The following is an 18,642-nucleotide window of genomic DNA, read 5'->3' as shown; positions in this document are numbered from 1 at the left end:
CATGAAAGACGGCGGCTATTCCCCCGCGGGAAGCAGCAGCCCGTCGATCACCAGGCGGCGGATGCGCGGCTCGATGTCGGCCCAGAGATCGGCGAGCGGCACGTCGAACAGATCGGCGAGCGCGGCCACGATCTGCCCCACGGTCAGCTCGCCGTCGCACGCTCCGACGAAACCGGCGAGCGCGCTGTCGACGCCGATCGTGCGCGCGAATCCGCCGCCCTGGCGCAGCTCGATGACGCTCGGGTCGTCCTCCCCTGGCATGAGGTGCCGCGCCTCGGTCACGTCGGGCGCGACGATCAGGCGGTCCGGGATGCCGTCGGCCAGCGCATCGTGTGCGGCGAGACCCGCCCCGAGCGCGCGGCCCAGGTTCGACACGGGCTGCGAGATGCTCTCGAAGCGGCGGAGCACGGCGGCACCCGGCGCCGGACGGCGCAGCAGGATGTACCCGAAGCCGACCGCCGTCACGCCGCGGTCGGCGAAGTCGTCGAGCCAGGCGGTGAGCAGGCGGGTGAAGTCGGCATCGCGCGGCAGCGCGCCCCCATCGCGGATCCACAGTTCGGCGTATCCGAGCGGCGTGAGCTCTTCGCGCTGGATCACCCACGCATCGAGATCGTCGTCGACCCACGAGCGCACACGGTCCAGCCCCCGCGCACCGGCGCGGGACTCCCAGTTGCCGAGCAGCTGCGCGATGCCGCCGGGGGCGAGATGCGCGGGCGCGCGGCGCAGGAACTCCTCGACGAGGGCATCCCCGACCAGGCCGCCGTCACGGTACTCGTACTCGGGCACCCCGGTCGCGCGCGGCGTGATCACGAACGGCGGATTCGACACGACCAGGTCGAACCTGTCCCCCGCCACCGGCTCGAAGAGACTGCCGAGGCGGAACTCGATGTTGTGCACGCCGTTGAGCTGCGCGTTCAGCTCGGCGTAGGCGAGAGCGCGTGCCGAGATGTCGGTGGCCACCACCCGCACCGCGTGCCGCGACACCAGCAGAGCCTGGATGCCGCATCCGGTGCCCAGGTCGAGCGCCCGCTCGACGGGCACGGGGATGATCAGCTCGCCCAGCGTGCGCGACGCACCGCCGACGCCGAGCACGTGATCGGCGGGCAGTGCCGTGCCGAGGGCGATCTCGTCGAGGTCGCTGGCGATCCACCACTCGCCCACCCCGTCGGCATCGACGAACGACTGGGGGCGGATGAGGGCCTCGGGGTGCACGCTCTCACCGTCGACGCGGACGAGGCCCAACGCGACCGCTCCTGCCACGCCCACCCCGGGCAGCGCGCGCTCGACGGCGTGCTGCGGCTGCGGCATCCCGAGCACCCACAGTCGGCCCAGCGTGGGAAGCACGTCGTCGCGGGAGCCCAGTGCGCGCAGGATCGGCTCCCGCAGCCCGCGGCCGAGCGCGTCGTCGGCTTCCTCGCCCCACAGCGACCGCAGCGGCTCGGAGCGGAAGTCGGCTGCGTCCAGGTCCGCGGCGAGCGCCCGTGACAGAGAGGAGTCGGGGCGGGGCTGGGCGCGTTCGGGCACGGCGGTCACTCTACGCGCCTTCAGGGTTCCCATGCCGGTGCGGCCTAGAATCGGGGGCGTCGTCGGTGCTGGCATCCGGCGACCCGCAATCATGATCTCGACACTCCATCGCGAAGGCAGACGCCCGCGCGCGCGGCGGCTGCTGGGCCGCCTCGCCGCGGCACTCGTCGTCGGCTCCCTCGGCCTCTCCGTCGCACCCGCCCCGGCCGCCGCCGAGGATGCCGAGCAGCCGGCCGAGTCGGCCGTGGAGATGTTCCTCTCGGTCGGCGACACCGGCCAGGTCGCGCCCGGCACGCCCCTGCTCGGCAGCGTGACGATCGAGAACCCCACCGACGGCGACCTCACCGCGGGCAGCGTCAGCGTCGAGCTGAACACCACGGCCCTCGCCGACGGCGCCGCGCTCGATGCCTGGCTCGACGGCGACGCCGTCGGCGGCGCCTTCCGCACCGTCGCGGTCGAGAGCTCACCCGCGGTCGGCGACGGATCTGCCGAGACGATCGACCTGACCGTCGAGCCCACCGCGCTGGGCGAGCTGGCCCCCGGTGTCTATCCGCTCAAGGCTCGACTCACGGGCACGATCACCACTGATGCGGGCGCGAAGAGCATGCCGTTGAGCGTCACGGCCGGATCGGTGCTGGTCGTCCCGGCGCCCTCCGACGCGCGCACGGCCGTGATCGTGCCGGTCACGGCGACACCCGAGAACGGCGCCCTGCTCACCGCCGACGAGCTGACGACGCTCACCTCCGACGGCGGATCGCTCGCCGAACTGATCGACGCCGTCTCGGGCACCAGCGCGATCCTCGCGATCGACCCGGCGATCCCCGCATCGATCCGCGTGCTCGGCGACCGCGCTCCCGCGAGCTCCACCCAGTGGCTGGACCGGTTCGAGGCGCTGCCGAACGACATGTTCACCCTGCAGTTCGGCGACGCGGATGCCACGGTCCAGGCCCAGGCCGGTCGCTCAGAGCTGCTGGGGACCCCGGACCTGACCCCGCTTCTCGACCCCGCGGACTTCCCCGCCGTGGATCCGAAGCTGGAGCCGACATCGGAGCCCACCCCCACTCCCCTCCCGACGGCGGAGCCCGACCTGCCCGAGAGCGGCGAGCTGACGGCCGTGCGCGGTGCCCAGGGCAGCATCCTCTGGCCGCGTCCGTCGGTGACCGGGCAGGATCTCACCGCGTTCGCCACGTACCTCGGCGACAAGATGACGACGATCCTGCCCTCCACGTCCGTGCAGAACGATGCGGCCGTGCACAGCGCGGTCGACGCACACGACCTGCTGATCACCGATGCGGCGGCATCCGCTCGGCTGTCCGCCGCCGTCGAGCGCACCGATTCCGCCTCCGCGGACGCCGAGATGGCCGCGGCCGCCGGGCACCTCTTCTTCGCCGAGCAGCGCAGCGCGCTCACGGCTGTCGCGCTGGAGCGATCCGAGACCCGCTCCGCCGAGGCGCTGCGCACGGCCCTCGTCTCGTTCGCCACCCCGGGTGCGACGCTGAGCACGCTGCGCGCGGGGGAACCGGCATCCGTCTCGCTCGCCGACACGACGCCGGGCGCACGCGTCGGCGAGCTGAACAGCATGATGGCCGCCGCAGACCGGCTCACCGCGTTCGCGACGATCCTCGAGGAGCCGGCCGTCCTGCTCGTGCCGGACCGCATCCGCATGCTCAGAGTGATCGGGGCCGGCCTCGACGACGAGGAGTTCACCGAGCGTGCGGCCGCCCACGCCGCGCGCGTGACGACGACCCTCACGTCGGTGAACGTCGTGCAGCCGAAACCCGTGCAGCTGTTCACCTCGGCGGCACCGCTGCCCGTCTGGGTGCGCAACGACCTGCCGTGGCCGGTCTCGGTCACCCTGTACAGCACGCCGTCCGACAACCGTCTCGACATCCAGCCGGCGACCGAGGTGACCGCGCTCGCCTCGAGCTCGACGCGCGTCGACGTGCCGATCGAGGCGCGCGTCGCAAGTGGCCGCGTCGACGTGAGCTTCTGGCTCGAGAGCCCGACGGGCGTGCCCATCGGGCAGCCGGAGGTCGCCGACGTCACGCTGCGCGCCGACTGGGAGGGCATCGGCCTCGGCATCCTCGGCGGCGTGATCGTCGTGCTGCTGATCCTCGGGAGCGTGCGGATGGTGCGTCGGCGCAGAGCGGATGCCCGGCACCGAACCCAGGGGCCGAACGGGTCCGCAGAAGGAGAGCAGTGACAAGTCTCGGCCGCGCCAGCGCCATTCTCGGTGCAGGGACGCTGATCTCGCGCATCACCGGTCTCGTCCGCACGATCGTGCTCGTCGCCGCGATCGGCACGATCGGTCAGGCGGGCGATGCCTTCGGGGTCGCGAACCAGCTGCCCAACAACGTGTTCACGATCATCCAGACGGGCATCCTCACCGCGGTGATCATCCCGCAGATCGTGAAGTCCGCCAGCCACGCCGACGGCGGTGAGGGCTACATATCCAAGTTGTTCACCCTCGGCACGGTCGTCTTCCTCGGCGCGACGGCCGCGGCGATGCTCGCCGCCCCCTGGCTCGTCGGGCTGTACGCCTCGAACGGATTCAGCCCCGACCAGCTGGCCCTCGGCACCGCCTTCGCGTACTGGTGCCTGCCGCAGATCTTCTTCTACGGCCTGTACGCCCTGATCGGCGAGACTCTCAACGCCAAGCGCGTCTTCGGGCCGTACACGTGGACCCCCGTCGCGAACAACATCATCTCCATCGCGGGCTTCCTCGTCTTCATCGCGCTGTTCGGCGGCAATCAGAGCCGCGTCGACGTCTGGGATCCGACCATGATCGCCGTGCTCGGCGGCACCGCGACGCTCGGCATCACGGTGCAGGCCCTGCTGCTGCTCTTCGCCTGGCGACGCACCGGGCTGCGCCTGCGCCCCGACTTCCGGTGGAAGGGCGTCGGCCTCGGGCAGGTCGGCACGCTCGCCGGGTGGACCTTCCTCATGGTGATCGCCGGCCAGATCGCCGGACTCATCCAGACGCGCGTGGTCACCGACTCGTCGGGCGACCACCCGTCGGTGTTCATGATGCAGGCCGCCTGGCTGGTGTTCATGCTGCCGTACTCGATCTTCGCGATCTCGATCGGCACCCCGTACTTCACGCAGATCGCCGAGCACGCGCACGCGAACCGGCGCGACGAGGTGCGCAGCGACGTCGCCCGGTGCATCCGGGTCGTGTCGCTGTTCATCATCGGCTCGGGCATCGCCCTCGCCGTCGCCGCGGTGCCGGCCACGCGCATCTTCACCGAGAGCCCCGCGGATGCCGTCGCCGCGGCGCCCGTGCTGGTCTGCTACCTCATCGGACTTCTGCCGCTGTCGGTGCTGTTCATCGTGCAGCGCGCGTTCTACGCCTTCGGCGACACCCGCACACCGTTCGTGTTCACCCTCGTGCAGGTGAGCCTGATCATCGGCTTCTCGTACCTCGCCGCCGCGGTGGCCCCGCTCAGCCAGCTCGCCGCGGCCGTCGCGCTCGGACAGTCGATCGCCGGCCTCGTGCAGACGGTGATCGCGGTGCTCATCCTGCGCCACCGCCTCGGCGGTCTCGAGCTGCCGCAGACGCTGCTCTCTCTCGGTCGTTTCGCGATCGCCGCGGTGCCCGCCGGACTCGCCGGGTGGGGGACGTACCTGCTGCTCGGCGCAGACGCGGGCTGGACGGCGGGGCAGACCGGCTCCACGTTCGTCGACAAGCTGCTCGGCGCGGTCGGAACGGGTGTCATCGGGCTCGTCGCCGTGATCGTCTACGCTCTCGTCCTGCTCGTGCTGCGGGCACCGGAGATGAGCGCGGCCCGCGGACTGATCAGACGGATCCTGCCCGGACGCTGACCCCCTCCGGGTCGTCCCGACCGGGCATCCGGATTCGTCGTTCCACCGAGCACACCCGCCCCGCGCAGGGGAATGCCGCGCGGCTACCATGGGTTGAAGCAGACGACGCGGATCATCCCGCGCCTGCCGGACATCCGCAGCCTTAGGAGAGCACATGCGTCAGGTCATCATCATCGGCTCCGGACCAGCCGGATTCACGGCCGCGATCTATGCGGCGCGCGCCAACCTCACGCCGCTGCTGGTCGCCAGCTCCGTCGAGGTCGGCGGCGAGCTGATGAACACGACCGACGTCGAGAACTTCCCCGGATTCCCCGAGGGGATCCAGGGTCCGGATCTGATGGCCAAGATGCAGGCGCAGGCCGAGAAGTTCGGCACCGAGGTGCTCTACGACGACGTCACCGAGCTTCAGCTCGACGGACCGGTCAAGAAGGTCACCCTGGGCAGCGGCGCCGTTCATGAGGCGGCCACGATCATCTACGCCACCGGCTCTGCCTACCGCAAGCTCGGCATCGAGGGCGAGGAGCGCCTCTCCGGCTACGGCGTCTCGTGGTGTGCGACATGCGACGGCTTCTTCTTCCGCGAGAAGGAGATCGCGGTCGTCGGCGGCGGCGACTCGGCCATGGAGGAGGCGACCTTCCTCACCCGCTTCGCATCGAAGGTGTACGTCATCCACCGCAAGGACTCCCTGCGCGCATCGAAGATCATGCAGGAGAGGGCGTTCGCCAACGAGAAGATCGAGTTCGTCTGGAACAGCACCGTCGACGAGATCCTCGGCGGCGACTCGGTGACCGGCGTACGGCTGCGCTCGACTGTCGACGACTCGACCCGTGAGCTCGCCGTCGACGGCGTCTTCGTCGCGATCGGCAACGACCCGCGCACGCACCTCGTGCACGACAAGCTGCAGCTCACCGATGCCGGAACGATCTGGGTCGACGGTCGCTCGTCGCGCACCTCGGTCCCCGGTGTGTTCGCCGCCGGTGACGTGATCGACCCGACATACCGTCAGGCTGCCACTGCCGCGGGATCGGGTGTCGTCGCCGCGCTCGATGCCGAGCACTTCATCGCCGACCTCGAAGACGCCTCGGTCGAAGAGCCGGCCGCCGTGGCCGCCGAGATCATCGTCGGCTGAGACCGAACCCCGCCGCCGCTCTGCGCGGTCGCGGGAACAGAAACCGGCCATCTGACGTTTGACCAGATGGACACCGAACAAGGAGACAATCCATGACTGCCAAGGCAACCACTCAGGCCACCTGGGAGCAGGACGTTCTGCAGGCCGACGGACCCGTGCTGGTCGACTTCTGGGCCGCGTGGTGCGGGCCGTGTCGCATGGTCGCGCCCGTGCTCGACGAGATCCAGGCCGAGAACCCCGACAAGATCACTATCCTCAAGCTCAACGTTGACGAGAACCCCGATCTGGCCATGAAATACCAGATCACCTCGATTCCGGCGATGAAGGTGTTCCAGGGCGGTGAGGTCAAGACGACCATCATCGGCGCCAAGCCGAAGTTCGCGCTCGAGCAGGAGCTCGCCCCGTTCATCGGCTGATCCCCCGGTCTTCAGAAGAGCCCGTCACCTCACGGTGGCGGGCTCTTCTGCATCCCTGCGGTCGAACGCACCCACGGCAGCGCTACGCCGCCAGCATCCGCCAGACCGTCGTACTCAGTTCCGGGTACTCGTGCGCGATGCTGCGCAGCACGCTGTCGTTCCAGCGAGGATCGCGCGGATTGCCGCCCCGATCCTCGTACACGTCGGTGCGCAGCAGAAGCACGACGAGCTCATCGACCGACGGCAGCTCCGACATGAAGTCCCAGGGATCCTCTCCGCTGCGCAGACGCTCGTGCACCAGCACCGAGCGCTCGTCGCCCGCCTCCGCGCGCAGCACTTCGAGGCTTGCTCGGCGGGGGAACGAGGGGATCACCAGACAAGTCTACGAGCGTGGCGCACGGGTGCGGCGCTCGACCTTGCCATCCTCCGTCATCGATTCGAGCTCCTTGCCCTTCGTCTCGGCGACCTTGAAGTACACGAAGAAGAACGACAGCAGGGCGAAGAACGCGTAGAAGCCGTACGCGAAGGTGAGGCCGATCTCGGCGAACGCCGGGAAGGTCGTCGAGATGAAGAAGTTCGCCGCCCACTGCGCGGCCGCGGCGACGGCGAGAGCGCCGGCGCGGATCGAGTTGGGGAACATCTCGCCCAGCAGCACCCACACCAGCGGCCCCCAGGTGGCGCCGAAGAACACCACGAACGCGTTCGCGCTGATCAGAGCGACCGTCGACCACGGGTCGGGCAGTGAGACCGCGCCCTCGGCATCCAGAGTTCCGAACGAGAAGGCGACCGCCATCAGTCCCAGCGTCACCGCCATGCCGATCGATCCCACCATGAGCATCAGACGGCGACCGACGCGGTCGACCAGCAGGATGGCGATGATCGTCACGACGATGTTCGTCACCGAGGTGATGACCGTGATCGTCAGGGCATCCGACTCGTCGAAGCCGACCGACCGCCACAGCGTCGTGGAGTAGTAGAAGATCACGTTGATGCCGACGAACTGCTGGAAGATGCTCAGCAGGATGCCGACCCAGACGATCGGCTTGAGGCCGAAGCGGTTCCCGCGCAGATCGCTGAGCGACTCGGTGCGCTCGGTGTTGATCGTGCCGGAGATCTCGGTGATCTTCGCCTTCACGTCGATCGTGCCGGTGACCAGGGTCAGCACCTCGGCTGCCTTGTCGACGTTGCCGCGGGCGACGAGGTACCGGGGCGACTCCGGCAGTCGCATCGCCATGATCCCGTAGACGACGGCGGGGATCGCCTCGGCGATGAACATCCAGCGCCAGGCGTCGAGCCCCCACAGCGGCTCGGCAGCCCCACCTGCGACGCCCGCCAACAAGGCATCCGAGAGCAGCGCGACGAAGATTCCGGTCACGATCGCGAGCTGCTGCAGCGACCCGAGCCGTCCTCGCACATGCGCGGGCGAGACTTCGGCGATGTACGCCGGGGCGATCACCGAGGCGGCGCCGACACCCAGACCGCCGACGACGCGCCAGATGATGAGATCGATCACGCCGAAGGCGAGTCCCGACCCGATGGCGGAGACGAGGAAGAGCACGGCGGCGATGAGCATCGTGGGGATGCGACCGAACCGGTTGGCCAGGGGACCAGCGAACCACGCGCCGACCGCGCAGCCGATGAGCGCTGATGAGACGGCGAAGCCCTTGAGGCCCACGCCCAGATCGAATGCCCCCGCGAGGGCGTCCACCGCGCCGTTGATCACCGCGGTGTCGAAGCCGAACAGGAATCCTCCCAGCGCGGCGGCGATGCTCACCCCGATGACGCGTCCGCGGATGCCGTTCGCTGTGCCTGAGCCTGTTGTGCCTGAGCCTGATGTGCCCGAGCCGGATGTGCCCGAGCTGTTTGCCTGTGCCATGATGCCCCTCCTCTGCCAGTGTTCCGGATGCTACCGAAGCAGGTCGGGTGCAGAAAGGGGCGTGCGAAGGCGATCGAAAAGCGGTACAGAACGGTGTGCGCCCTGAACCGCCGGCGGGCCTGCGCGCTCAAGAACAGGTGAGCACCGGGTCACCCCGGTGCTCACCTGTCTTGAGCGCGGACGCCGATTCGGGTCAGCGCGTTCCGAACTCCTCTTCGCCGAGCTCGGCGAGGATGCGGTTGAGATCCTGGATCGATGCGAATTCGATCTTGAGCTGGCCTTTTCGTGCACCGAGAGCGATCTGGACACGTGTGTTCAGACGGTCGCCGAGCTTGTGCGAGACCTCGTCGAGGTACGCGCGGCGCGCACCGGCGGTGGGCTTGCTCGTCGACGCACCCGTGGCCGATACGGTCTTCGCGGCGGCTTCCGTGGCTCGCACCGAGAGGTCTTCGTTCACGACCTTGTCGGCGAGGCGCTGCATCTGCTCGGGCGTCTCGGCCGAGAGGATCGCACGAGCGTGACCGGCCGAGAGAACGCCGGCCGCGACGCGCTGCTGCACGGGCAACGGCAGACGCAGAAGCCGAATGGTGTTGCTGATCTGCGGACGCGAGCGTCCGATACGCGCGGCGAGCTCTTCCTGCGTGATCCCGAAATCCTCCAGCAGCTGCTGATAGGCGGATGCCTCCTCGAGCGGGTTCAGCTGCGATCGGTGCAGGTTCTCGAGGAGCGCGTCGCGCAGCAGGTCCTCATCTGCCGTTTCCCGCACGATCGCAGGGATCGTGGTCAGGCTGGCCTCACGGGCGGCGCGGGTGCGCCGCTCCCCCATGATCAGCTCATACTCGCCGTCGGCGTTCTGCCGGACGATGACCGGCTGCAGGACCCCGAATTCGCGCACGCTGTGCACGAGTTCGGCGAGGTGGTCCTCGTCGAAGTGCGTACGAGGCTGGCGGGGGTTGGGGACGATGCTGTTCGGGTCGATCTGGATCAGACGGATGCCGGGGACCTGCGACAGCTCCGCATCTTCAGCGGCGGGGCCCCCCTGCTCCAACGCTGCGGGCACAGCATCCGTCTTCACCTTCGACGCGCCGGGGAAGAAGACGTCGACCGGCCGCTCAGCCTGATCCGTCGTCGGGATGAGTGCGCCGATTCCCCGACCGAGTCCAGTGCGCTTGGCCATCATGCTCCCTTGTTCTGCGCGGCGGATTCCTTGCGCTGCGCGATCTCGACTGCTGCTTCCCGGTAGGCCACGGCTCCCGCCGACGTGCCGTCATACGAGATGACGGTCTGTCCGAAGCTGGGAGCCTCAGACACCCGCACGGAACGTGGGATGACGGCGTTGAGCACCTGCTGCGGGAAGTGTGTGCGCACCTCTTCGGCGACCTGCTGGGCGAGGCGCGTGCGCGCGTCATACATCGTGAGCAGGATGGTCGACAGGTGAAGCTCTGGATTGAGGTGCTTCTGGATCATCTGGATGCTGCCGAGCAGCTGGCTCAGACCCTCGAGAGCGTAGTACTCGCACTGGATGGGGATGAGCACTTCGGATGCCGCCGTGAAAGCGTTGATGGTGAGCAGCCCGAGAGAGGGCGGGCAGTCGATGATGACGAAATCAACCGGATCGTCGCGCAGGAACTCCTCCAGTGCGCGACGCAGACGGAATTCTCGCGCGACCTGCGATACCAGCTCGATCTCCGCGCCCGCGAGGTGAATCGTGCTCGGCGCACAGCGAAGGTTCTCGGATTCCGGGCTGTCTTGAACGATCTCACTGAACGGGAGATCGTTGATGAGGACGTCGTAGATGCTCTTGGTGTCAGCCGAGTGCTTCACTCCGAGGGCCGTCGATGCATTTCCCTGCGGATCGAGGTCGATCACCAGTACTTTCGCGCCGAGATCGGCGAGGGCGGATGCCAGATTGACGGCCGTCGTGGTCTTCCCGACACCGCCCTTCTGGTTCGACACCGTGAAGACGCGGGTCTCGCCGCTGAACTGAACCTCGATCGTCTTGAGGGCCTTACGTCTCGTGGAGAGGTCTGCCAGTTCCCGAGCAAGCGGGGTATCCATCCCGAAATCGTTGTTCGGCGATGCGTTGTCGGATGGTTTCACGTGAAACATCGACTCCTTTCGGGACCGTCCTCCACTCTACGTGATCCCTCCGACTCCCCCACTCGCCGCGCCATCAGCCACCATCCCCGCGCCCCCCGCTCATTGAGCAAGGAGCGCAGCGACGAGTCAAAATGCCCGGCGTTCCACGTGAAACACTCGCTCTGCCAAGTCCCGCGCGCTCACCGCCCACCCGATACGCAACTGGCAACCACCGGTCATTGAGCGAGGAGCGCAGCGACGAGTCAAAATGCCCTCGTCCACGCGAAACACTCCCCCGCCAAGTCCCGCGCGCTCACCGCCCACCCGACACACAACTGGCGACCACCGGCCATTGAGCGAGGAGCGTAGCGACGAGTCGAAATGCCCGGCGTTGCACGTGAAACACACCTCTGCGGATGCCGGTATCGCCGCTCACCCGCTATGCACCGGGTGGGAACCACTTCCGCCATGTCCGGTCATTGAGCGAGAAGCGCAGCGACGAGTCGAAATGCCCTCGTTCCACGTGAAACACACCTCGGGGATCCCGGCATCACCGCTCACCCGATATGCAACTGGCGACCACCGGCCATTGAGCGAGGAGCGTAGCGACGAGTCGAAATGCCCTCGTTCCACGTGAAACACTCGCTCCGCGGTCCCCCGCGGTCAGCACCCGCCCTATGTGCACCCGTAGCTGCGCCCGTCCGCTTACTGGGCAATAGGCGCAACGGTGGTCCGAGTTTCCCTCCGCGTCGGCCACCACCGAATTGAGCGAGGACCCCACCGACGAGATCATGTCGCCGCATTGGCCACCACCGGTCATTGAGCGAGGAGCGTAGCGACGAGCCGAAATGCAGCACAAGGCCACAGGGTTGACCTTGACCTGGTCCCGCCGGCCAGACGAATCTGTCAGTTGCGGCCGCCCGAACGCATCCTCACTCCCTTGACATCTGTCGACCAGCGCGACCGACCACGGCTCATATGAAACACGTCGGCCAATTAGATAGCCCTGCGTCGCGAAGACACATCGGATACCGTCGCCCACGGGCATCCTGCGCGGTACGTCGCGGCTTCCCCGCAGCCGGTGTCCGCGGGTCGTGCCAGCAACTAGATGTTCAAGCGTACAGACGCGCGAGGTTCACCCGGCGATCATCGGCATGCTATCCACCGGAACCCGGGCACCCTGCATCGATGTTTCGCGGCCCCGGGACATCGGTAGATGAGACGCGTCGCGCTCCGGTAATGCATCCATCGACTGAATGACCTCAACCGCCTGTCCGGTCCTGTTTCACGTGAAACATCGCTCGTTGATCACTCACGCGAACGCACAGCTCGCTCGCGCGAGCTCCAACCTCTGATCGCGTCAAAACCGCCCTCGATGAACGCCCGTCGTTTTGTGTGGCTCCATCCCTGGATCTGCTTCTCGAGGGCGAAGGCTTCGTCGATGCGATCCAACTCGCACCACCACACCAGTTCTACCGGGCGGCGGTTCGATGTGTAGTCGCTACCGAGCCCGAGCTGATGGGCAGCAAGTCGGTCGTCAAGGTGCTTGGTACTGCCTGCATAGAAGGTTCCATCAGCGCATCGAAGAATGTACGTGTATCCAGTCATTGAGGAACTGTAGAGGAGCAGGCACCGCCGCTGTACCTGCGTTTACGGCATGTGTGGGCAATACAGCGACCGGCCCACATGTGCAGAGACGGTCAATGATCGCATGCGGGACATCAGATCGGCGCCGATCCAGCAAGGCACATACGCGCGGATGCTGTCTCATGGCGTCGGGAGCGACGGCGCTACTCACGACAGGGCATCCAACAGCCAACGTCTTTGTCAACGTTTCACGTGAAACACGTCTGGCTACGGGCGCTGGGACCGTCAAACCGGCCGTGACACTGCAATGCAGAGCAACGCTACACGCCGGTGTCGTGCAAGCTGCCTGCCATCCGTGCTCGCCAACATCGCGTTCGATCTCGGGGGCTACCCGCGTGCCGGGACAGCGTTTCGACTCGCTTCGCTCGCTCAACGACCGGGAGCAGAGCCCCTACCGGTGCTGGCCGGCATCGGAGGGATCCTGTCGACGGGCAACGTTTCACGTGAAACCTATCTTCAGGAGGCGCACCGGATGCGCGCCTGCCCGCGCGTGAGGTGCGCGATCCGCTAGATCCGGCATCCTCCCGCGGCCTGCCGGGTGTTCATTCCGAATCGCCTCGCTCGCTCGACGACCGGGAGCCGAGCCCCTACCGGCGCTCGCCGGCATTGGGGGGATCCTGTTTACGGGCACCGTTTCACGTGAAACCAATCTTGAGGGCACTATGCGGGCGCCTCCCCGCGCGTGAGATGCGTGATCCACAGAATCCGACGTCGTCCCGAGCGGGCCGGGAGAGCGTTTCCACTCGCTGCGCTCGCTCAACGACCGGGCCGGCGTTGTAGGGATCCTATGACGGGCAACGTTTCACGTGAAACCTATCTTCAGGAAGGCGCACCGGATGCGCACCTCCCGCTCGTGAGATGCGTGATCCACAGAATCCGACGTCGTCCCGAGCGGGCCGGGAGTGCGTTTCGACTCGCTGCGCTCGCTCAACGACCGGGAGCCGAGACCCTGCCGGAGCTGGCCGACACCGAAGGATCCTGTTGATGGGCCACGTTTCACGTGAAACCTATCTCCAGGAAGGTGCCCCGGGTGCGCGCCTCCGCGCGCGTGAAGTGCGCGATCCGCGAGATCCGGCAGGTTCCCGAGGCGTACTGGGAGTGCGTTTCGACCCGCTGCGCTCGCTCAACGACCGGCAGCCGAGCCCCGGGCGGCGCTGGCAGGCACCGGAGGATCCTGGTTACGGGCCACGTTTCACGTGAACCAATCTTGAGTTAGGGGGCGCCGGGTGCGCGCCTCCCCGCGCGTGAGGTGCGGGATCGACTGAATCCGGCATGTTCCCGAGCGTGCGGCGAGCGCGTTTCGACCGGCTGCGATCGCTCAACGAGCGGGGGTGCGGGGGTGTTTCACGTGAAACAATGGCCCTCTCGCGGGAGTCAGGCGCGGACGCGGGCGCGGACGACGCGCGTCGGCTCGGACAGCAGGTCCTCCCCCAGCACCTGCACAGTCACGTCGGTCACCCTGTGCTTCTTGAGCACCTTCTGCGCGGAGTCGATCTCTGCGGGCACGTTGTGTCCTTTGAGCAGGATGAGCTCACCGCCGTCTTTGACCAGCGGGGCCGTGATCGGGATGAGCGTGCGCATCGCACTCACCGCGCGAGCCGTGACCACGTCGAACTCGAGACCTACGTCCTCAGCACGTGCGCGCATCACGGTCACGTTGTCGAGACCAAGAGCGTCGACCTGCTCGTTGAGCCAGGTGACCCGCCGCTCCATCGGCTCGATGAGCGTCCAGCGCACATCGGGCCGACTGATCGCCAAGACGAGACCGGGCAGTCCCGCACCCGAACCGACGTCCGCGACCGAGCCCGAGAAGAGAGGCGCGGCGATCGCGGAGTTCAGAATGTGACGGGTCCAGATTCGGGGCAACTCGAGCGGGCCGATCAATCCGCGCAGCTCACCCTCAGCGACGAGCGCCGCAGTGAACCGTCGAGCCAGCTCGATGCGGTCACCGAACAGCTCTGCTGCGACCGCAGGCTCGGACTCGACGATGGGAGTGCTCATGACGCCGCCGCTCGTTTCACGTGAACCGTCAGCCGCGAGAGATCACGGTGTGACGATCGGCACCGTCGCCATACGACTCGGAGGTGAGGCCGCGCTCCGACACGATGTCATGCACGAGCTTGCGCTCGTAGCTGGACATCGCAGGCAGGGATGCCTGGGTGGCACCTGCATCGAGCTTGGCGACCGCAGCATCCACCAACTGCTCCAGCTGGCGCCGACGAGTGTCGCGGGAGCCGCCGACGTCGAGGATCAGTCGTGAGAACGCACCCGTCTTGCTCTGCACCGCCAGACGGGTCAGCTCCTGCAGGGCCTGAACGGTGTCGGGCTGCGACAGCACCGCGAGTCCGTCTCCTTCCGCCTCCACCGAGACGTACGCGCGCCCCTGGCGGACATCGAGATTCAGATCGCCGTCGATGTCAGCGATGTCGAGTAGCTCCTCGATGAAGTCCGCGGCGACATCGCCCTCATGCTCGAGCTCTTCGACCGACGGAGCGGTCTTCACATCATCGGTCATCAGTTCGAGCCCTTCTTCTTCGCTCGCTTCTTGCCCATCGGCTGCTCACGCTTGGGTGCGACCGCCTTCGCCTTCTCGATCTCCTCGAGCTTGCGCTGCTGCTCTGCCTCGTACACTGCGATCGGGACGACCTTTCCCTGGGCGTTGATCGCCTTGCCCTTGCGCGCCAGGCGCTCTTCGCGCGCCTTCGCCGCCTCGGAGCCCGGAGTCGGCATCTCGCGGATGACGAGGAACTGCTGGCCCATGGTCCACAGGTTGGAGATGAACCAGTAGACGACGACACCGAGCGGGAAGAAGACACCCGAGAAGATGAAGCCCAGGGGCAGGATGTAGAGCATGATCTTCTGCATCTGGTACGCCTGGCCGGTCTTGGCCTCCGGCGACAGGTTCTTCGAGATGATCTGCAGCTGGGTGTAGAACTGCGAGCCGATCATCAGCACGACGAGCGTCGCGAGCAGCACGATAGCCGTGACGTTCTGGGCGTCTACTGCGGCTCCGAGCGTGTCGTGCAGCGACACCGTGCCGAACAGCTTCGCGTCGTAGAACTCCTGAGTGAGCTCGTTGTTCAGCAGCCCGACACCGCTGAAATCGGGGTTGACGCGGATCTTCTGCACGTCGTTGAGCACGCTGAACAGTGCGAAGAAGATCGGCATCTGGACGAGCAGCGGGAGGCAGCTCGACATCGGCGTCGTTCCGTGCCTCTTGTACAGCGCCATCGTCTCGCGGCTCATCGCCTCGCGAGAGAGCTGATCCTTCTTGCCGCGGTACTTCTCCTGGACTTTCCGCAGCTCAGGCGCGATTTCCATCATCTTGCGCTGGCTCTTGATCTGCTTCACGAACAGCGGGAAGACGGCAGCGCGCACGACGATGACCAGGCCGATGATGGACAGAACCCACGTCAGGCCTTCCGCCGGCGCCATTCCTATCGCCGTGAACAGCCAGTGCCAGGCGACGAGGATGAGCTCAACAGCCCATTTCAGCGGCCACAGGATGATTCCCAGGAAGTCCACTGTTCAGTCCTTTCGAGCAGGTACGACGAACCCTCGCGGGGTCAGGTCGTATCGGAAGTGAGCGTGGGGCTTGACGTCGTCGACGCCACCCGCGCTCCACGGATTGCAACGCAGCACGCGCCACGCCGAGAGCACTGCTCCCCACAGGGCGCCGTTCTGCTGAACCGCTCCTACAGCGTACGCGGAACAGGACGGGTAATACCTGCACACGTCCCCGTAGAGCGGGGAGATCACCGCGCGGTAGAGGGAGAGCAGCGCGAGAACGAGGTTGCGCGGAACGAGAAGCACGCCCCGGACCAGATCGGATGCCCGAAACCGCGCCGTTCCGAATGCATAGGACGGCAGCGCGCTCATGTCCGTGCCGATCCGACCAGCACGCGGCGCAGGCAGCGCTCGACGTCGGCGCGGAGGGAGGCGAAATCCGCGTCAGCGGATGCAGGAAGGGCACGGATGACGACATCCGTGCCCTCAGGAACCATGTCGACGAACTCCGCGCACACCGCCTTCAGGCGTCGGCGAACGGTATTTCGAACCACAGCGGTTCCTACCTGCCTGCTGATGATGAACCCGAACCGGGGAGCCCGATCGTCCGCGCCGCGAAGCACGGACGTGATCAGGCGCGACCCGCCGCATCGCGTTCCCCGGCGGACCACCTGTCGGTAGTCGACGCCGCGGGTGAGTCGATTCGGCCGGGCGAGCACTGAGCTGTCAGGCCGAGAGCTCGGTGCGGCCCTTCGCGCGGCGGGCCGCCAGGATGGCGCGGCCGGCGCGGGTGCGCATGCGGGCACGGAAGCCGTGCTTCTTGGCGCGACGACGGTTGTTGGGCTGGAAAGTGCGCTTGCTCATGGAATCACTCCGGGAATGGTGTCACCGGGTCTCAGCAACCGGGGACGGGGGGTACTGCCTAAATGGCATAAGTCAACCGATTAAGGGTACGACCTGCCGCGACGCAGGGCAAATCCGCCCACGGATGCGACAGGAGAGCACCCCGGGTGATCAGGCAGTCGACGGTGAGTTGCGCACACCCATTATCCACAACTGTGGACATCTCGCCCGCACGCGACACACCCGCGTCTTTCCGGGGACGGCTTGCTGTTAACCGCACCGGTGACTACCGTGGCATCCGACGTTATCCACAGGGGAAGATCACGCTTGACGGCGCGTTTTCCACAACTTCGCCCGGAGCACCATGACCTCTGCCGCCCATCCCGATGTGCCGATCTGGTCGACCCTGCTCGAGCGTCTCGCTGACGACGATCGCGTCAGCCCGCAGCTGCACGGGTTTCTGAGTCTCGTCGTGCCTGCCGGGGTCATGGGCGGAGTGCTGTACCTCGACGTCCCCAACGACCTCACCGCGGCGCAGATCAACAAGCGGCTGCGGGTGCCCATGATGGAGGCGCTCGCGGCGATCGGCGACGAGGTCGCCTCGTATCGGACGGTCGTGAACCACGAGCTCGTCGACCAGCCGACCGCCCCGATCGCCGTCTCCGACTTCCCGATCGCCGAGCCGGCTCGGGTTGAGTCGCCGATCGAGCAGCAGCCGGCCCCTCTCCGCCACGAATCGCGGCTGAACCCGAAGTACACCTTCGACAATTTCGTGATCGGGCAGTCCAACCGCTTCGCGCACGCTGCGGCGGTCGCTGTCGCGGAGGCCCCGGCCAAGGCGTACAACCCGCTGTTCATCTACGGCGACTCGGGCCTGGGCAAGACGCACCTGCTGCACGCGATCGGCGATTACGCCCAGTCGCTCTACGCCGGGGTGAAGGTGCGGTACGTCTCGAGCGAGGAGTTCACCAACGACTTCATCAACTCGATCGCCAACAACCGGGGTGCGGCTTTCCAGAGCCGCTACCGCGAGGTCGACATCCTGCTCATCGACGACATCCAGTTCCTGCAGGGTCGCGCCGAGACGCAGGAGGCGTTCTTCCACACCTTCAACCAGCTGCACGATCACAACAAGCAGGTCGTGATCACCAGCGACGTGGCTCCGAAGCTGCTCACCGGCTTCGAAGACCGCATGCGCAGCCGCTTCGAGTGGGGCCTGATCACCGATGTGCAGGCGCCCGATCTCGAGACGCGCATCGCGATCCTCCGCAAGAAGGCGCAGAGCGAGTCGCTGCACATCCCCGACGAGGTGCTCGAGTACATCGCCACCGTCGTGTCGTCGAACATCCGCGAACTCGAGGGGGCCCTCATCCGGGTCTCGGCGTTCGCGAGCCTGAACCGCTCGATGCTCGACATCTCCCTGGCACAGACCGTCCTGCGCGACATCGTCGACACCACTGAAGACAACATCATCTCGCCGACCGACATCATCACGGCCACGGCGGCGTACTTCAAGCTCACGGTCGATGACCTGTACGGATCCAGCCGCTCGCAGCAGATCGCGACCGCCCGGCAGATCGCCATGTACCTGTGCCGGGAGCGCACGAGTCTGTCTCTTCCGAAGATCGGCCAGCTCTTCGGCAACCGCGATCACACGACGGTGATGTACGCGTGCAAGAAGATCAGCGAGCTGATGAAGCAGCGTCGATCGCTGTACAACCAGGTCACCGAGATCACCACTCAGATCAGTCGCCGCTGAGGCTGCGACACGCCTGATCGCGAGGCAAATCGCGACGGTT

The 18,642-nt window shown here is 66.9% G+C and carries 17 protein-coding genes; 5 read left to right on the top strand and 12 right to left on the bottom strand.

Going from position 1 to position 18,642, the window contains the following annotated elements; translation table 11 throughout:
• Positions 1–15: 15 nt before the first annotated feature.
• Entirely contained in the window at positions 16–1,557 is a 1,542-nt protein-coding gene (locus tag H9633_RS05760; protein ID WP_191712412.1) for a DUF7059 domain-containing protein, read from the bottom strand.
• A gap of 58 nt (positions 1,558–1,615) precedes the next feature.
• Between H9633_RS05760 and H9633_RS05755 the strand changes: the two genes are divergently transcribed.
• From H9633_RS05755 to trxA, 4 genes are all read left to right on the top strand, one after another.
• A complete protein-coding gene (locus tag H9633_RS05755; protein ID WP_191712411.1) occupies positions 1,616–3,727 on the top strand; it encodes a DUF6049 family protein in 2,112 nt (703 codons plus the stop codon).
• Positions 3,724–5,346: a murein biosynthesis integral membrane protein MurJ gene (murJ, locus tag H9633_RS05750; RefSeq protein WP_191712410.1), complete on the top strand. Its 1,623-nt coding sequence runs from the start codon at positions 3,724–3,726 to the stop codon at positions 5,344–5,346. Before H9633_RS05755 ends, murJ begins: the two co-directional genes overlap by 4 nt.
• Positions 5,347–5,500: 154 nt before the next feature.
• A complete protein-coding gene (gene trxB / locus H9633_RS05745) occupies positions 5,501–6,475 on the top strand; it encodes a thioredoxin-disulfide reductase (protein ID WP_071641266.1) in 975 nt (324 codons plus the stop codon).
• A 92-nt stretch (positions 6,476–6,567) separates the two neighbouring features.
• Positions 6,568–6,891 carry a thioredoxin gene (trxA, locus tag H9633_RS05740; protein ID WP_071641267.1) on the top strand — a complete coding sequence of 108 codons (324 nt, stop codon included), beginning with the start codon at positions 6,568–6,570 and terminating at the stop codon, positions 6,889–6,891.
• 82 nt (positions 6,892–6,973) lie between these two features.
• On the opposite strand, the gene H9633_RS05735 is transcribed toward trxA, so the two are convergent.
• From H9633_RS05735 to rpmH, 11 genes are all read right to left on the bottom strand, one after another.
• Complete coding sequence (locus H9633_RS05735) at positions 6,974–7,264, bottom strand: tryptophan synthase subunit alpha (protein WP_177243789.1); 291 nt, start codon at positions 7,262–7,264, stop codon at positions 6,974–6,976.
• Positions 7,265–7,273: 9 nt separating this feature from the next.
• Positions 7,274–8,767, bottom strand: coding sequence for a sugar porter family MFS transporter (locus H9633_RS05730; RefSeq protein WP_191712409.1), 1,494 nt, complete (start codon positions 8,765–8,767; stop codon positions 7,274–7,276).
• 193 nt (positions 8,768–8,960) lie between these two features.
• Positions 8,961–9,944: a ParB/RepB/Spo0J family partition protein gene (locus H9633_RS05725; protein ID WP_191712408.1), complete on the bottom strand. Its 984-nt coding sequence runs from the start codon at positions 9,942–9,944 to the stop codon at positions 8,961–8,963.
• Positions 9,944–10,825 (bottom strand): ParA family protein, encoded by an 882-nt coding sequence (locus H9633_RS05720; RefSeq protein ID WP_305728264.1) that lies wholly within the window; start codon positions 10,823–10,825, stop codon positions 9,944–9,946. Before H9633_RS05720 ends, H9633_RS05725 begins: the two co-directional genes overlap by 1 nt.
• A gap of 1,329 nt (positions 10,826–12,154) precedes the next feature.
• Entirely contained in the window at positions 12,155–12,454 is a 300-nt protein-coding gene (locus H9633_RS05715) for a GIY-YIG nuclease family protein (protein WP_191712407.1), read from the bottom strand.
• 1,413 nt (positions 12,455–13,867) lie between these two features.
• Positions 13,868–14,494 carry a 16S rRNA (guanine(527)-N(7))-methyltransferase RsmG gene (gene rsmG / locus H9633_RS05710; protein WP_191712406.1) on the bottom strand — a complete coding sequence of 209 codons (627 nt, stop codon included), beginning with the start codon at positions 14,492–14,494 and terminating at the stop codon, positions 13,868–13,870.
• Positions 14,495–14,522: 28 nt separating this feature from the next.
• Entirely contained in the window at positions 14,523–15,008 is a 486-nt protein-coding gene (locus tag H9633_RS05705; protein ID WP_071641276.1) for a Jag family protein, read from the bottom strand.
• Entirely contained in the window at positions 15,008–16,018 is a 1,011-nt protein-coding gene (gene yidC / locus H9633_RS05700) for a membrane protein insertase YidC (protein ID WP_071641278.1), read from the bottom strand. Before yidC ends, H9633_RS05705 begins: the two co-directional genes overlap by 1 nt.
• 3 nt (positions 16,019–16,021) lie before the next feature.
• Positions 16,022–16,372 carry a membrane protein insertion efficiency factor YidD gene (gene yidD / locus H9633_RS05695; protein WP_071641282.1) on the bottom strand — a complete coding sequence of 117 codons (351 nt, stop codon included), beginning with the start codon at positions 16,370–16,372 and terminating at the stop codon, positions 16,022–16,024.
• Positions 16,369–16,719 carry a ribonuclease P protein component gene (gene rnpA / locus H9633_RS05690; protein WP_191712405.1) on the bottom strand — a complete coding sequence of 117 codons (351 nt, stop codon included), beginning with the start codon at positions 16,717–16,719 and terminating at the stop codon, positions 16,369–16,371. The genes yidD and rnpA overlap by 4 nt, the downstream gene beginning before the upstream one ends.
• A 7-nt stretch (positions 16,720–16,726) precedes the next feature.
• Positions 16,727–16,864: a 50S ribosomal protein L34 gene (rpmH, locus tag H9633_RS05685; protein ID WP_058724833.1), complete on the bottom strand. Its 138-nt coding sequence runs from the start codon at positions 16,862–16,864 to the stop codon at positions 16,727–16,729.
• A 343-nt stretch (positions 16,865–17,207) separates the two neighbouring features.
• On the opposite strand from rpmH, the gene dnaA reads away from it, so the two are divergent.
• Positions 17,208–18,602, top strand: coding sequence for a chromosomal replication initiator protein DnaA (gene dnaA / locus H9633_RS05680; protein WP_071641286.1), 1,395 nt, complete (start codon positions 17,208–17,210; stop codon positions 18,600–18,602).
• The last annotated feature ends 40 nt before the right edge of the window (positions 18,603–18,642 follow it).

The sequence above is a fragment of the Microbacterium commune genome (assembly GCF_014836945.1).
GTDB classification, from domain to species: domain Bacteria; phylum Actinomycetota; class Actinomycetes; order Actinomycetales; family Microbacteriaceae; genus Microbacterium; species Microbacterium commune.
This window is presented reverse-complemented; position numbering and strand designations above follow the sequence as displayed.

What these genes read in the sequence shown, in the direction of transcription:
- H9633_RS05760 (WP_191712412.1), bottom strand. Translation starts at nt 1,557, where the DNA reads ATGGGAACCCTGAAGGCGCGTAGAGTGACCGCCGTGCCCGAACGCGCC.
- H9633_RS05755 (WP_191712411.1), top strand. Translation starts at nt 1,616, where the DNA reads ATGATCTCGACACTCCATCGCGAAGGCAGACGCCCGCGCGCGCGGCGG.
- trxB (WP_071641266.1), top strand. Translation starts at nt 5,501, where the DNA reads ATGCGTCAGGTCATCATCATCGGCTCCGGACCAGCCGGATTCACGGCC.
- trxA (WP_071641267.1), top strand. Translation starts at nt 6,568, where the DNA reads ATGACTGCCAAGGCAACCACTCAGGCCACCTGGGAGCAGGACGTTCTG.
- H9633_RS05730 (WP_191712409.1), bottom strand. Translation starts at nt 8,767, where the DNA reads ATGGCACAGGCAAACAGCTCGGGCACATCCGGCTCGGGCACATCAGGC.
- H9633_RS05725 (WP_191712408.1), bottom strand. Translation starts at nt 9,944, where the DNA reads ATGGCCAAGCGCACTGGACTCGGTCGGGGAATCGGCGCACTCATCCCG.
- H9633_RS05720 (WP_305728264.1), bottom strand. Translation starts at nt 10,825, where the DNA reads ATGGATACCCCGCTTGCTCGGGAACTGGCAGACCTCTCCACGAGACGT.
- H9633_RS05715 (WP_191712407.1), bottom strand. Translation starts at nt 12,454, where the DNA reads ATGACTGGATACACGTACATTCTTCGATGCGCTGATGGAACCTTCTAT.
- rsmG (WP_191712406.1), bottom strand. Translation starts at nt 14,494, where the DNA reads ATGAGCACTCCCATCGTCGAGTCCGAGCCTGCGGTCGCAGCAGAGCTG.
- H9633_RS05705 (WP_071641276.1), bottom strand. Translation starts at nt 15,008, where the DNA reads ATGACCGATGATGTGAAGACCGCTCCGTCGGTCGAAGAGCTCGAGCAT.
- yidD (WP_071641282.1), bottom strand. Translation starts at nt 16,372, where the DNA reads ATGAGCGCGCTGCCGTCCTATGCATTCGGAACGGCGCGGTTTCGGGCA.
- rpmH (WP_058724833.1), bottom strand. Translation starts at nt 16,864, where the DNA reads ATGAGCAAGCGCACTTTCCAGCCCAACAACCGTCGTCGCGCCAAGAAG.
- dnaA (WP_071641286.1), top strand. Translation starts at nt 17,208, where the DNA reads ATGACCTCTGCCGCCCATCCCGATGTGCCGATCTGGTCGACCCTGCTC.